Genomic DNA, 14952 nt, shown 5'->3' on the forward strand with positions numbered 1-14952 from the left:
CCAATGATGACCCGGCCGAATCGAGTTCATATTTGTATACTCAACTGCTATCCGAAAGCCAGTCGGGAAAACTTCGACCGTTCCGATGTGGGACATCCCCATGATCTATTTAAGGGTTTTTTTAATCGATACCTGCCGAATGCGATCATCGATATCTCTTTTATTGCCGATGTCGGGGAAGCCCTGCCCACTGGAACAGAGTTGAGCGATTACGACGGTTATGTCTGGACCGGTTCAGATTTAACTATCTATCACACAGATGACCCAAGAGTCTCAAGACAAATTGAACTTTGCCGGGAAATCTTCAAAAGCGGAATTCCCTCATTTGGGAGTTGCTGGGGAATTCAAATGGCCTGTCTGGTCGCGGGGGGTGCGGTAAAGAAAAATCCAAAAGGACGGGAATGGGCCATTGCCAAAAATATTCGCCTGACCGAAGCCGGCAAACGATCAGACATGCTAAAGGGAAAACCGGATAAGTTTGATGCCTTCATCATGCATCTTGACGAAGTCTCCCGTTTGCCGCAAGGAGTGGAGTTGTTAGCCACCAATGACCATACCACTGTTCAGGCAGTCGAAGTAACCTTTGATCAGGGAACGTTCTGGGCAACACAGTATCATCCGGAATACAATTTATTTGAAATGTCCCGATTGATTTCCGCACGTGCCACCCCCCTGGTTACTGAAGGATTTTTTAAGCAAGAGGACGGGGTAAAGAAATATGCTTCAGATTTAAAAAAGCTGCATAATCACCCGGAATCCGAATCTCTAAGAAATAAGCTGGATATTCAAGACGACATTACCGATTCCGACATTAGAGAGTTAGAATTAAGAAATTGGGTTGATATGCAGGTGATGGGAAACCGTTAAATCTTGTTTAATAGGGAGTTGCTTAGCCAAAGCGGATTAAGTTGAAATTCCGTTTTGTTTATGGCAAGGGAATAGATCTTAATATATGGTACGTTAATATGAATTGAGACCTTTGAAAACGGTAATTTGAGCCTGACACCGAGAAACAGGCTATGCGCCACCGGGCAGACGCAAACTTCGGGAATAACCGTTATGCAAAGGCCTCATATCCTGTATATCCGATAAATTTTTATCTGGACATTGCCAGTTTCAGGCTGATCACCAGCCGGTTAAAGGACTTGGTTAGCACACCGATTTCATCTTTTCGGTCTTCATTTAGAACATCCAGGTCTCTCTTTCCCTGGCTGATCAAATTGGCCACCGTGGTCAGTTCATTAATGGGTTTGGTAATATTATTACCGATGAACAATCCCACGAGAATCGACAACAGGAGAACCACGACAAATACAACAATAATGAAGTTTCGAATGGCCACAGCGGGTTTAACCACTTCGCCCTTGGATGCCACTATGCCCATACTGGCACCAATGGTCTGCAACGGAGCATATGCCGTGTATTTGATTCCATCTCCGGCATCATAAGTATCAATACCGGATCGACCCTTGATCATTTTACTGATAATACTATTAAACTCGGGATTATCGGTTTTTAATAGATTCTGTGTCTTATAGGTGGTATCCCATCTGGCATCGCCGGATTTCATACCCGGTCTCACCAGCACACTTCCCTTTCGACTCACCAGAAAGGCGTAACTGTCATACCCGATATCCAGGGTAAGAATATCTTTCTGGAGTGTGTCCAGAAGCACGTCGAACCCCACCACGCCGGCCAAAACATTCTTAGCCTTAAACACGGGTGCAGCGCATGTCACCACCAGTTTCTTGGTGTTGGCATCCACATAAGGCTCGGTCCAGATAATCCCCTTTTTTTTCTTTGCGCTAAGATACCAGGGACGTTGGGTTACATCGAACGCTTTGAGTTTTTCAATCACACCGACCACTGCCTCGTTATCGAAGACCGTCATTTTTGTTTCAGTCCCGAAATACCCGAGACTCAGGTATGGATTGTTAGAAACCACACTCTTCAGTACCAGACCGACCTGCTGAATAAAAAGTCTTTCATTATTCAACTTGGCATTCAAAGAGGGATTCCCGTATCCGGTGCCGTCCCAGGGCATCAGGGTTTTTATCCCAATATCCGTTTTAATGTCTTCTCTTTTATAGGTGACACTTGCATAATCGGCCAAACCCAAAACTTCTTCTTTAATCCTCTCGAAAGTAAGGGCATATTCTTTTGATTTAAGCAGTGTATTTTTTTTAAGGTGCTCTTCTGCCTGTTTTGAAAGTGCGCTCCGACTCTGGGAGCTGGCAATAAAACCCGCTATAGCAAGAGAAATGACCACTAAGGCCACAATGATCATAGTGATTTTGGATCTAATAGACAGGCCTTCGATGCCCAGTTTTTCTTTGGCAGATTTCTTTCTCGTTTTTCCCTTCACAGGTTTCGAGACCTGATAACTTTTCCCTGAGGCCTTTGATTGGGATTCAGCCTTTGAGGACATGCCGGAAGGCGAAGAAACCTGCCCTTCAGCGGGTTTGTATGCCGTAATAATTTGCCCGCAAGACGTGCACTTAAACTTCGCTGATTCGCCCTTGATCTTTTCAGGGTCTATTCGATATTGTTTGCCGCATCCCTCACATGTGGTGATCATGACTCAATTCCTTTCTTTTTTAGTTTTAACCATATACAATATTTTATATATTAAAAATCGTTTGCAGTAATATTTACCTTAACCGGTGCAGTCAATTTAGTAACCGTCACCCATGGGCATAAAAAAATTAAACAGGATTACCCGGCGCTTCACCAGGCAGCCATAGACGTGCGGCTTATCCGTCAAATTAATTGCATCAATGAGAACTTTCTTGAATATTTTCATGTGCATCACAATGTTCAATTAACCTTTAGCGACGGACTTGGCCAGCATGGCCTTGCGAAACACCTTTTTTTTATCATCGACTGGAATTTTTGCGGAAAGGATATCAATCAACTCCGCTGCCCGATTGACAGGCACACTTGTAGGTGATACGGCCATTCGTCTCATAACGTCCTTGATTACCGTATTGGCGATTGGTCCCATGATTTCAGCAAGTTTGGATTGCAACAGGTTGATAAAATCACTGTCCAGCATGGGAACCGCTTTTTCAACCTTTACAATCAAATTTTGCTGATAGAGCTTGTGGAGTATGGCCCTTAAATCATGCATATTCATTTTAAGAAAACGGGAAACAGCATCGATATCTCTTGACCCATCCAATGCATAAAGGACATCCAGCATGCGTGCGTTCAGTGATATCTTTCCCATATCAAGATTGACGTTGACCTTGAAAATCATATGAGAAATATTACCGGCGAAAAGTTCCATATAAAAATCACTTCCTTTTCTATGAAAATACTGGGTTTATGACTTATCAAAGAATTTTTTTTATGCTAAATATGGTACGCGTGTAGTGAAACCATAATATGGTGCCTTTTCATTACCTTGAGACCTTTACAAAATGGAATATCCATTCTCATCCGGGTTCCCACATAATCAATAACTATATCAGATGTTGAACAGATTGTCAATAGGCCACTGAGCTAAATGGTAAAAAATTCAGGAAATTAGAGAGCGGGACACCGATCTTTCACCAGCTTCGCCACGGTGTTAAATACTCCAGAAATGGACAAACAGGGAAGTGAAATACTTAATAAAGCTCTAACCAAGTATTGGCCCCTCATGTAAGAACAAACAAATAAAGTTCCCTTGGGCCATGGGCGCCATCCACCAAGGTCGCCTCAATATCCGCCGTTTTGCTGGGGCCGGTGATAAAAGTCATACAGTCTGTAATACCTTCGGCCCGTTCATCGGGGTCCCACTTTAGCAGCGTGTACAACTCTTTCAAGTCAGCAAGAATCTGATCCAGCCTGATAACTGCGATGTGAATAGATGGGAGAAGTGAAACGCATCGGGGTTGTCCGATGCGGCTTTTCATGGTCAGGGTGGCGGTTTGGGCAATACAGTAGTCTGCGGAGGTAACACCAATGAATGAACCGGCCGCCCGCCTGCCAAATTCTTTTTTCCATTTTTCTCCTGATTTTATATCCGGATAATAAACAGGGATATCATGCGCCTGTAGTTGTGCAGATAGCTCCAGACTCCTGACCAACGGATGATCCCACGCCACCACCATCTTTTTATCTCCCCATTCAGGTTTTTTTTCGACAGCAATTCGTGAGATGGCTGCGGCAGTTGAGGCTGCGTCTTTTTCTTCAATAACCACCATGTTTAGCAACCTGCCGGTTTCAGCAACTTGTTTGAGCAGAGCAAAGGCCATTTTTTTACTGCGTCCCTTAATTTGTTCAAGAAGCCTTAAATCGTCTTCATCCGGAACACCTGGGATGATATCTTTCAGTACCAGCTTGCGGGAATCTGTCCGGTTCAGTGCTTTTCTTATATGACCGATAAATTCGGCCTGTTCGATCTCAGTCATTCTGTTTTTCCGCAGTATTTTTTTTAAACCTGTGGATGAAACTCGGATATGCAAATTGCTTCAAATCACGGCTTTGGGTCCAGCCCTTTCCAGCAAAGGGAAGCGAGCGAATCATTTTGTTTTTTTCTGGAAGCAATTTTTGCCCCATATACGCGGTTTTAAGAAAAAGATCGTAAAGAGGCCGGCTTCGTATCAGCCATGACCACACAGAAAAAGAGGCCTGTTCAACCCTGCTTTTTACCTTTACGTTCCAGGTTTTATCCCCTTCGGCAAGTTTGGCGCGGAGCAGAAGAAGCATCCGGGGGATATCGATGTTGACCGGGCAGGCCTCCATGCAAGCGCCACACAGGGATTCGCCAAGGCAAAGGTCACAGGCCTGGTTGATCCCCACCAGCAGGGGGTTCACTACAGCTCCGACAGGTCCTGAATAAGCATAACCGTATGAGTGTCCGCCTATTTTACCGTAAACAGGACAAACATTCAGACAGGCGCCGCAGCGGATGCAGCAGAGTATTTCTCTGAAATCCGTATCCGCAAGAATTCGGCTTCTGCCGTTATCGATAATGATAAGGTGGAACTCCTCGGGACCGTCTGTCTGTCCCTCTCTCCCGGGGCCTCCGATATAGCTGACATAGCCAGCCATGTTCTGAGCAGCAGCACCCATGGCCAGAAGTCTGAAAAGAATTTCGTGGTCTTTGAGATCAGCTACGACTCTTTCCATACCCATGAAAGCAACGTGCACTTTCGGCAGAGTGGTGGCCATCCTGATATTTCCTTCGTTGGAAACGGTGGTGATATGCCCGCTTTCTGCGCATGCGAGGTTACATCCAGAGATTCCCATATCCGCTTGGAGGAACTTTTCCCGCAGGGCTTTTCTGGCAACCCGGGTTAAAGCGGGAGGGTCATCAGTATATGAAATCCCCAGCTTTTCCTGAAAAAGACGGCCAACCTGTTCCTTTGTTTTATGGATAGCCGGTGCGATGATATGTGACGGTTTTTCCCCTGCAAGCTGGACGATGTACTCACCAAGATCTGTTTCCACGGTTTCAATACCGGCATCATCCAGTGCATCGTTGAGCCCGATCTCTTCGGTAAGCATCGACTTGCCCTTAACCGCCAGCTTTACATGATGCTTTCGGGCAATTTGAAGGCAATGATTTACAGCGGTCTTGCCGTCAGGGGCGAAATGGATATGGCCGCCGTTTTGCCGTATTCCGTCGGCAAGTGCGACCAGCAGAACATCAAGGTTTTCAATGGACCTCATCCTGATATCATGGGCCTTTAACCTTAAATCCGGCCCCTCGGGCAGTTTGCGGTAACCTTCGGCAGTTCCCCTGCCGAAACGCTGCTGAAGGTTTGCCAGAGCTTTTTGAAGCACAGGATTGTTTATGGCTTCCTGTGCTTTGGGCTTGTAATTTGAATAATTCAAGCGTCTCCTTTATGGCTTGCCCATGGAGTGAAAAGTGTCGGAAGGTGAACGGTGATATTCCTTTAACGATAAATTGATCACAGCAAAAGGCTTGCTGACGTTAAACGCCAGTCTGTAGTTGACCAATACCGGTTACCCGGCCAGTAACTGTGCAATATGCAAAGTTTTTACAGATGACCCCACCCTGCTAAGCCTTCCCTGGATGTTCATCAGGCAGCTTACATCGCAGCCTGTCACCGTATCTGCTCCGGAAGCAATGATGTGATTTATTTTATCATCTACCATTGCCGTGGAAATCACCGGGTATTTGACGGAAAATGTTCCACCGAAACCACAGCATCTGTCTGAGTCTTTCATTTCAACAAGTTCGGCTTTTTTGATATTCCGTATCAGCCGCCGCGGCTGTTCACTGATACCCAACCCCCTCAGCAGGTGACAAGAATCGTGATACGTAATTTTTCCATGGTAACAGGCACCCACATCCTCAATTTTAAGGATATCCACAATGTACTGGCTCAGCTCGAATGTTCTGAGGCCCACCTGAACAGCCCGTTCAAACCACTTTGCATCATCTTCAAAAAGATCTCGATAGCGGTTTTTAACCATATCTACGCATGATCCGGAGGGACATACGATTGCTTCCGAGTCTTCGAAGATTTCAATGAATCGTTTTGCCGCTACCCTGGCAGCTTTACGATAGCCAGCATTAAAGGCAGGCTGCCCGCAGCATGTCTGATCCAGCGGGCAGTTTAGGGGAATACCGAGCTTGTTGAAAATGGTAACCATGGCCTCTCCCACTTCGGGATAGAGTCCATCCACCAGGCATTGTACAAACAGGGTGACATTTTTTGCAAATTTCATCACTCAAAAATCTGGTCGGTTGAATGAATAGTTGAGACCGGAAAGATTTACACACACAGGTATTTATTTCTAATCTCTTCGTTGTCGTTAAGATCGTCGCTGGTGCCGTGGTATTTGATCACACCGTTGTCAATGATATACCCCCGGTCGCTCAGGCGCAAGGCAACTTCCAGGTTCTGTTCTGCCAAAAGAACGGTCATACCACTTTCCTTGAGGCGGGCAATCTGATCTTCAAGCATGTTCACGATCAGGGGTGCCAATCCCTCGGTGGGCTCATCGAGTAAAATAAACTCAGGATTGGTCATCAGTGCTCTGGCGATGGTCAGCATCTGTTGCTCACCGCCGCTGAGAAATCCGGCTTTACGGGTATCTATTTCTCCCAAAGCCGGGTAAAATTCATACACCCGATCCTTGTTCCACCCGCCATCTTGAAAGCTTCTCTCAGAGATTTCCAGGTTTTCCCCCACAGTGAGATCGGCAAACACCCGGCGATCGTCAGGAACAAATCCAATTCCCATGCGGGCCATCAGGTATGGTTTTTGGCCGGTACAGGTGATGCCTTTAAATTTGATAAATCCCTGCTGAGGTGGTGTTAACCCCATAATACTTTTAATGGTTGTGCTTTTCCCCGCACCGTTTCGTCCCAGCAGGCAGACAATCTCACCCTGATTCACTTCGAGCGAAACACCGAAAAGAATATGGCTCAGGCCATAAAAAGTATGGATTTTTTCTACGTGGAGCATTGGTCTGCACCTCCCAAATAGGCTTCCCGTACCTGTTGGTTATTTCGCACCTCGTCCGGAGGACCCTGGATAATCGATTTTCCCTGCTGCATGACCATGATCTGGCTGGCAATGGAGAACACCATTCCCATATCGTGCTCACAGAACAGAATGGTAAGCCCGAGATCACCGGATAGCCTCTTCATTAGCCGAAGTGTTACAGCGGTTTCTTCCGGTGACATACCGGCAGTGGGTTCATCCAGAATAAGCAACTCGGGACGGTTCCCCAAGGCAATTGCAATTTCCAGAACTTTTTGATCACCGTGAGACAGGGATCCGCTGGTCATCTCCGACTTGTCTATGAGGCCAACACTTTCTAAAATTTTCCGCGTTTCAGCCACAGCCATGGTTTTTGCCGGACGGAAGATATTGAAGGTTTTTTTTCGATAAGAGAGAACAGCAACCTGAACATTTTCAAATACGGTGAGGCGGTTGAAGATATTGACCACCTGATAGGATCGGCTGATTCCTTTGCGACAAACCAGATAGGGTGCCAGCCCGGCGATATTTTCTTCCTTGAACAAAATAGTCCCAGAAGTCGGTGCGAGCTGGCCGGTGATTAGATGAAACAAAGTGGTTTTTCCGGCACCATTGGGCCCGATCACGGCAACCACATCACCTTTTTCAACATTGAGCGCGGTATCGTTGACCGCCAGAAATCCGTCAAACGATTTTTGAAGGGCTTGAACTTGAAGCATCTATCCCTCCCTCTTTTCAGCAGGCACAACCTTTTTGAGAAACAGACCGAGCACGCCTTCCGGCAAAAAGAAAATAAGCAGCATTAACACAATGCCTAGAATCAGGGTCCAGTATTCAGTGTAAATCCCGACGAAAGTTCTCAAGGTAATGATTATTGCGGCTCCCAGTGCAGGGCCCATGAAAATGAACCAACCACCCAGCAGACACATGATAAGAATTTCCAGAGAGAAGGTCCAGAACATCAGATCGGGGAATACCGATCCTTCAACGGTAACAAACAGGGTCCCGGCGATCCCGGCAAAAAATGCTGCAATTACCTGGCCCACCAGTTGCTGCCTCTGCACATTAACACCGACTGCCTGGCATCGTTCAGGGTTATCCCGGATCCCTTGAAAGGTTCTCCCGAAGGGCGAATTGACGATCATGTACATCAACAACAGGCAGACCGCTGTAACGATCAGATTGAAATAGTACGCACCCGTGGACGCGCCGATCAGATCCGGAATGGGAATACCGTGGATACCGTCGTCTCCCCCGGTAAAGGAATACCAGCGATAGGTAATTGCCCAGACCAGGGATCCGAGGGAAATTTGCAGCATGCCGAAATAGAGCTTGGTCAATCGTACGGTAATCAGCCCCAGCACAAGTCCGAGAAGAGCGGAACAAAAGGGCGCGATCACATAACCAATCCACGGGGGCAGTCCGGATTTGGTGACGAATAAAGCAAAGGCATAGGCACCAAATCCGTAAAAAACCGCATGATGAAACTGGTACATGCCGCCGAACCCCAGGACCATATTGAGGCTGGTGGCCAGAAGACAGATGGCAAAAATGAGTGCGAAAAGGTAGACGTAAAACCTCGGCAGGAACTGGGGCAATAACAAAAGTACTGCCAGCATCACTATACCGATAATGGTTGTCTTTTTACTAAACAGGGCTTTAAATGGGGTCATCTCTCCCTACCATGTCGATTTAAGTAGTCCTTTTGGACGAAGCATAAGAACCGTAATAACTGCAATATAAGGAAAAACAATGGCAAATTGCGGCCACACCAGAATTCCTATTGAATCTGTCAGACCAAAAATGAGAGCTCCCAGCAATGCGCCCCATATATTTCCCAGGCCACCTATGATAACAATGAGGAAAGCTTCAATAATAATTGCATGATCCATTCCTTGGGTGATATTCTGTGTCGGAGCAACGAGAGCCCCTCCCAGACCCGCAAGAAAACATCCTATGACAAATACTGCTGCAAATACCCAGCTGACATTAATACCGATTGCTCCCACCATCTCACGGTCCACGGCAGCAGCGCGTGCAATTTTGCCTATTTTAGTTTTGTTGGTTAAAAACCACAAACCTGCTGCCACCAGAGGTCCCACGACCAGCAAAAACAGATTATATCGCGGGAAAGGAAACCCAGAGATGGAAAAGGAACCCTGCATAAATACTGGAGCGGTCAGGCTCCTGTAATCCGAGCCCCACACAAGTTTCACAAGATCTCCAAATACGAGAGTGAAAGCAAAGGTAAACAAAAGTAGCATTAAATGTTCTCTTTCGTACAGATGGCAAAAAAGTCCCCTCTCAACAATGAAGCTGATCATAGCCACACCAATGGGAGCAAGGAAAAGAGCGATCCAGAATCCTGACGGACCGCCGCCAAAAAGTGTGGCGATCGCAAAAGCTAAAAATGCGCCAATCATATACAAAGACCCGTGGGCAACATTCGGAATTCGTAAAACCCCAAGGACGAGGCTGAGACCGGAAGCAACGATGAATAGAATCGTTGTCCGGCTCAGCCCCACCAGAACTTGCTGAAAAAGAGCCGCAATTGTGATGTTGGATGCAAATTCCATTAAAAATTCCTTATTTCTTCCTTGCCATTTTAATCTCTTCAATAGACGGCATTACATCTTCGCCTGGTATAGTCACTATATCGGTGGCAATAAGGAAATCATATCCTTCTACTTTCTTAGTTGTGCCCATAAACATGGGAAGCATGGCCTGGTGATCGTACGCACGCATGGTAACTTTGCCCACCGGCGTATCTACCGTCATTCCTTCAAGGGCATCAATGAATTTTTCGGTATCGATTTTGCCTGCCTTTTCATAAGCTTTTTTAATAAAATCGGCAGCCATAAATCCATATACGGCTCCTACTGCAGGGTATCGGTTATAAGCCGCCTGGAACTTTTTTGCAAAATCTTGATTTTCGTTTGTTTCGGGATAATAAAAAAAGTAATTGGAAGTCCCAATTACTCCTTCCGGAGCATTTAACCCCAAGGGTTTCAACGTAGAAAGCTCTGTGGCTGTATGCATATAAAAAGGAACTTTCTCGTTAAAACCTGTTGCTTTGGCCGCTTTTAAAAACGGAACACAATCCCGACCTCCAGTGGCAATAATTACTGCATCCGGTTTTGCTGAAAGGATGGCGGTAATATATGGTGTAAAATCAGGTTCTCCCACTTTCCACCAGGATTGACCAAGTAGCTCTACTTCGGGTTTCATTTTTTTCAAATTATTCCATACGCCGTCTGCAATGGCATGGCCGTACTCATAATCATCACCAGCAATCCAGTATTTTTTATACGGTTTTTTTGCCAAGCCGACGGCTCCGGCCTTTCCGGCCAAAGCTGAGTTCTCCGTAATGGAAAACACATATCTGTGGCCCTTTGCTCCGGTAATTTTAGCACTTTTAGAAAAAGTTGCCAAAAATGGAATTTTTTCATTTTTAGCTAGGTCGGAGATAGCCAGTGCAAGAGAGCTGTTGATTGTTCCCATGAGTATATCCACATTTTCTTTCATGACCAATTCTTTCGCGGCGCTCAGACCGATATCCACCTTAAACTTGCTGTCACGGGTTACAAACTCGATTTTTCTTCCAAGTACTCCGCCCTTGGCGTTAATATCATCAACAGCCAGCTTGAATGCATCCCTTACGTCATTTGTATAAGTGCTTGCTGGACCGCTATAACAGTCCACAATCCCTACTTTTAGGGGAAGAACAACTTCAGGTGGCTTAGATATATAGTAGACAACTATAGCTGCTATAACCAAAATTGCTATTAAAATAATCCATTTAGATCCCTTTTTCATACGATTCCTCCTTTTCTACGTTACCTGCCGCTTATATTTTTGCTCGTGCAAAAAGTTATTTCCCGGGCAGTTAATTTTGATGAATTCAAACAAACCGAATTCATTAGGTTTGAGGTGTTAAATTTTAGTCCTGTCATGGCGGGATTCTGTGGCAGGGCCTGCCCCTGTTTCTTTATTTTTTTATTTATCCGTTTAAGTCGCTTTTGTCAATTCGCTTTTAACCGTTATACCGAAATTTTGTTTTTTGGAAAGCTTCCTGTGGTAATTTTCTTTTCCTGAAGGTATTTGCTGAACTTAAGATAGAATGATATCCCTGCCTGATAAACAGGCAGGGACCAAGAGAATAAAAATGTGGAGGAATTAAAATTTAAGCAGCTTTTTAAGCGCACCACCAGTAATCAGACCACTTGCATTTGAGCCTAAATTACCCAAAGCACTGCTTTGACTGCCTGCAAGGGTATTGATATCGACGATATTGGCGGCTTCATCGTTGAAGGAAGCCAGACGTTCTCGCATCTGACTATCGAGCAGTCCTTTTAACTCTTTCTCATAACGTGCCGCCTGCTTTTTCAGACCAACACTCAAGGCGCTGGAAAGTTTTTTATCAAGATCGGTTTTTACACTAACCTTGGGAGAGTCAAGCTCCCCACCAAGGGTGACATCAGCATTGAAGCGATTGATGCTTTTAAGCACATCTGAAACCACCTTAGCGGTTTTTCCCTTAAGATTGTCTATTTTAATATCGGCGTCACGAAATCTTAAATTAGTCCTTCCGTTCATGGTCTTTGCATCGCTAATTACAAGATCACCGTTAAAACCAAGCGCCGTATTGCTTAATGTCATAGACGAAACCACCATTTCATCAAGCGGGAGCTTTTTCGCACTAAAGGAAAGGCGATCGATAACGCCTTTGCCCAGTCTGTTATCTTCCCCGCTTATTTTTAAGCCACGTATATTTCTCCCATCGCTTGATGCCTCAAAGGTAATCGGCCGCCCCAGTTCTTTTTGCCGATCTGTTATATTGCTAATTGTGGCCGAGAATTTTTGCTCATCCAGGATTCCGTCAATCTCCGTCTTCTTAATAAGCAGGTCCGGATTTAAGACCTTCATGGCAAACTTAATCCAACGCCCTTGACCGCGGGGGGGCAATTTTTCTTCAGGCTTAGCTTCACTCTTTAGATAGGGTGCCAACATCGAGTAGTATTTTTCAGCCATGGCCATATACCCTTTCACTTTTTCGCCAAGGAGGGTAGCAACCAGGTTCATTGCTCCTTTGTCGTCCAGCGAGTAGGTCGATTTTAATTTGTTAAAATCATTCTTCGGCGCATTTTTAATCGCTGCTAACAATGACCCGACGCGTTTCTGGTCGGTATTAAACTCTTTTTCAATGGATTTAATTTGCTTTTCACGTTTCTTTAGCTTTCTCTCAAAAGCCTTAAGGTCGTCTTTAAGTTGTAAAAGCTGACCTGGATCGTTGGATGACGCTTTTCGTTTGAGAGCCTTATAATCGTTTTCCAACTCCTTAAGTGCCTTATCGGAAAACTCGTTTTTTGCTACATCATCCCATTTTGCACGGATCCTAGTAACTTCTGCCTGAGCTTTTTCATACACTTTGACCGATTTCAAATTTGCATTGGCCAGCACTTGCTTGGGATCGGGCAGCTCCAATGCCGGCATAGAAAACGCGTCATCGCTTTTTTCTTCCGATTTTCCCGCAGGAACATCTTCATCTTTTTTAGGCACCGATTTCTTAAGGGTTGCTTTGGTGTGAAACCCCATTCCGTTGATGGCAGCCTTTTCAATATGCGTCCGGTTAAACAGCAATGCATTGAGGTCTATGTCAAAACCGATATGTTCCATGGAAACCGCATCGAACCCCTCTTTCGATCCGGCGACTTCAAGCCGGTTGATATCCACTGCTCCTTCAGTGAAACGGATATCGACCGACCCGATGCGAACATCGCGCTGAAGCAGTTGGCTGGCACCGCCCTCAAGGGCCCATTTTGCAAGCGGATCAGCCAGAAATATCGCAAAGGCGATCAAAACAGCAGCCACACCGGCAAAAACACCCGCACCCCACCAGCGCAGTAATGGATCTTTTTTCCCGCTCGCCTGCAGAATGCCGAAAAGACCAAGCTTGGGAAATTTTGACAATACCGATCCGAGCGCCTCACGATAATGGTTGATGCTCCAACCCAGCAGAAAATAGAGCGGCGCTGCGGCTAAGAGTGCGATTACAGTCGAGCCAAGCACCAAAGTGCTATTGAAGTAGCTCAAGCGCATCAATCCGTTGTTATACCATGCGGTCCACCATCCGTTCAGCCCTTGGCTGGTAAGCAGCGCATAACCGATCCGCTCAAAAATCGGGTCGAACAGGTAACCGATTCCGGCAAAAAACGCTGAAGAGGCCAAGAAGAGTCCCAAATGTATATTGAGTAAAAAGGCAAGGAAAAAGATTACCACAGTCTGGATACCTGAAAGAGGAGTCAAACCCACAACCATACCTAGGGTAATGGCAAAGGTGACTTGCCAGGGTGTCTGTGCTGAATTAAGCGCTTTAAAAAGCTTTAGCAAAAACTGCATACATCACTCCTTAATTTTGAATGGTTCTTCTTTTCTCAGTTTTTTGTCCCATGAAAACATATTCACTTTCCCGGTTTTGTTACGTGTTGAAGCTATTTTTGCCTATTTAATTTAGCAAATTTTGTGCCACCGTCCAAATTTTGACAAAAACCACTTTAAATAAAGGGGGTTTGGCGATTGGATAAGGGAAAACAGGGAGGATAGAAAATTTGGTGTGATAGACATGAGACACGATATGCGAGTCACAAGTGTCTCGCATATCGTATCCTCCAAAATTTACCAGTTTTCACATAGCAGTTCAAAATAACCGGTCGGTTTTACACAGGCTGGGCACTTTTCCGGTGCTTCTTTTCCGGTATGAATGTATCCGCAGCTCAGGCAGCGCCATACTTTTTCTTCCTCCTTTTGAAAGACCCTGTCCGTTGCAATATTTTCAGCCAGCTCAAGATAGAGTTGTTCATGATGTTTTTCCGATACGATAATATTGTTGAACGTATCTTCAGCTCTTTCAAATCCTTCATCCTGAGCTATGTTGGCAAATCTGGCATACATGTCTTCGCTGACATATTTTTCCAGAGCTGCAGCCGAAAGCAGATTGGCACGGGTGTCTTTGATCACACCGGTGGGAAAGGTCCATTTTATTTCAAGCTCCCCCCCGTTAAAAAATTTAAAAAACCTCAGGGCGTGTTCGAATTCCTGGCCTGCGGTTTCATCAAATATTTTTGCTATCTGGATAAACCCTTCCTCCCGGGCCTTGTTGGCAAAAAAATTATATCTGGTCCTGGCCTGGGTTTCTGCTGCAAAAGAGGTATGAAGATTTTTTGCTGTTTGACTTTCCCTGAACTTAACCATAAGCACCCTCTTTCTTATTCTTCGATAATAATTGCATCGGCGCCGCATTCATCAGCAGCCCGGCGAACAACTTCTTTTAAATGCTCCGGAATTTCATCCATTTTAACGGTGGATTTCAATTGATCTTCATCATACTCAAAAATTTCAGGACAAAGATCGTTGCAGTTCCTGTCACCCATGCATTGTTTGGTAATGGTTACTTTCATCTGAATTTTTCCTCCTTTTTATAGTTTTTCTGAATCTTACAACTCGC

The 14952-nt window shown here is 45.4% G+C and carries 14 protein-coding genes; 1 reads left to right on the plus strand and 13 read right to left on the minus strand.

Annotated elements, in window-relative coordinates; translation table 11 throughout:
* Window positions 1-3 precede the first annotated feature (3 nt).
* The gene (locus SWH54_01735) at window positions 4-867 is read left to right on the plus strand and encodes a type 1 glutamine amidotransferase (GenBank protein ID MDY6789965.1); all 864 of its coding nucleotides are present in this window, start codon (window positions 4-6) and stop codon (window positions 865-867) included.
* 229 nt (window positions 868-1096) lie between these two features.
* On the opposite strand, the gene SWH54_01740 is transcribed toward SWH54_01735, so the two are convergent.
* The 13 genes from SWH54_01740 to SWH54_01800 form a co-directional block, all read right to left on the minus strand.
* Window positions 1097-2578 carry a cache domain-containing protein gene (locus SWH54_01740; GenBank protein MDY6789966.1) on the minus strand — a complete coding sequence of 494 codons (1482 nt, stop codon included), beginning with the start codon at window positions 2576-2578 and terminating at the stop codon, window positions 1097-1099.
* A 243-nt stretch (window positions 2579-2821) separates the two neighbouring features.
* Window positions 2822-3289, minus strand: coding sequence for a hypothetical protein (locus SWH54_01745; protein MDY6789967.1), 468 nt, complete (start codon window positions 3287-3289; stop codon window positions 2822-2824).
* Window positions 3290-3641: 352 nt separating this feature from the next.
* Window positions 3642-4397: a lactate utilization protein gene (locus tag SWH54_01750; GenBank protein ID MDY6789968.1), complete on the minus strand. Its 756-nt coding sequence runs from the start codon at window positions 4395-4397 to the stop codon at window positions 3642-3644.
* On the minus strand, window positions 4390-5826 hold the full coding sequence (locus SWH54_01755) for a LutB/LldF family L-lactate oxidation iron-sulfur protein (GenBank protein ID MDY6789969.1): 1437 nt from the start codon (window positions 5824-5826) through the stop codon (window positions 4390-4392). Before SWH54_01755 ends, SWH54_01750 begins: the two co-directional genes overlap by 8 nt.
* A 132-nt stretch (window positions 5827-5958) precedes the next feature.
* Window positions 5959-6687 carry a (Fe-S)-binding protein gene (locus tag SWH54_01760; GenBank protein ID MDY6789970.1) on the minus strand — a complete coding sequence of 243 codons (729 nt, stop codon included), beginning with the start codon at window positions 6685-6687 and terminating at the stop codon, window positions 5959-5961.
* Between the two features lie 47 nt (window positions 6688-6734).
* On the minus strand, window positions 6735-7430 hold the full coding sequence (locus tag SWH54_01765) for an ABC transporter ATP-binding protein (GenBank protein ID MDY6789971.1): 696 nt from the start codon (window positions 7428-7430) through the stop codon (window positions 6735-6737).
* The gene (locus tag SWH54_01770; protein MDY6789972.1) at window positions 7418-8167 is read right to left on the minus strand and encodes an ABC transporter ATP-binding protein; all 750 of its coding nucleotides are present in this window, start codon (window positions 8165-8167) and stop codon (window positions 7418-7420) included. Before SWH54_01770 ends, SWH54_01765 begins: the two co-directional genes overlap by 13 nt.
* Window positions 8168-9121, minus strand: coding sequence for a branched-chain amino acid ABC transporter permease (locus SWH54_01775; GenBank protein MDY6789973.1), 954 nt, complete (start codon window positions 9119-9121; stop codon window positions 8168-8170).
* A 6-nt stretch (window positions 9122-9127) separates the two neighbouring features.
* Window positions 9128-10024 carry a branched-chain amino acid ABC transporter permease gene (locus SWH54_01780; protein MDY6789974.1) on the minus strand — a complete coding sequence of 299 codons (897 nt, stop codon included), beginning with the start codon at window positions 10022-10024 and terminating at the stop codon, window positions 9128-9130.
* 10 nt (window positions 10025-10034) lie between these two features.
* On the minus strand, window positions 10035-11264 hold the full coding sequence (locus SWH54_01785) for an ABC transporter substrate-binding protein (GenBank protein MDY6789975.1): 1230 nt from the start codon (window positions 11262-11264) through the stop codon (window positions 10035-10037).
* A gap of 360 nt (window positions 11265-11624) precedes the next feature.
* On the minus strand, window positions 11625-13847 hold the full coding sequence (locus SWH54_01790; protein ID MDY6789976.1) for a TIGR03545 family protein: 2223 nt from the start codon (window positions 13845-13847) through the stop codon (window positions 11625-11627).
* Between the two features lie 276 nt (window positions 13848-14123).
* Window positions 14124-14699, minus strand: coding sequence for a rubrerythrin family protein (locus SWH54_01795; protein MDY6789977.1), 576 nt, complete (start codon window positions 14697-14699; stop codon window positions 14124-14126).
* A gap of 14 nt (window positions 14700-14713) precedes the next feature.
* The gene (locus SWH54_01800; protein ID MDY6789978.1) at window positions 14714-14905 is read right to left on the minus strand and encodes a ferredoxin; all 192 of its coding nucleotides are present in this window, start codon (window positions 14903-14905) and stop codon (window positions 14714-14716) included.
* Window positions 14906-14952: the final 47 nt, after the last annotated feature.

This window comes from Thermodesulfobacteriota bacterium (assembly GCA_034189135.1).
Taxonomy (GTDB): domain Bacteria; phylum Desulfobacterota; class Desulfobacteria; order Desulfobacterales; family JAUWMJ01; genus JAUWMJ01.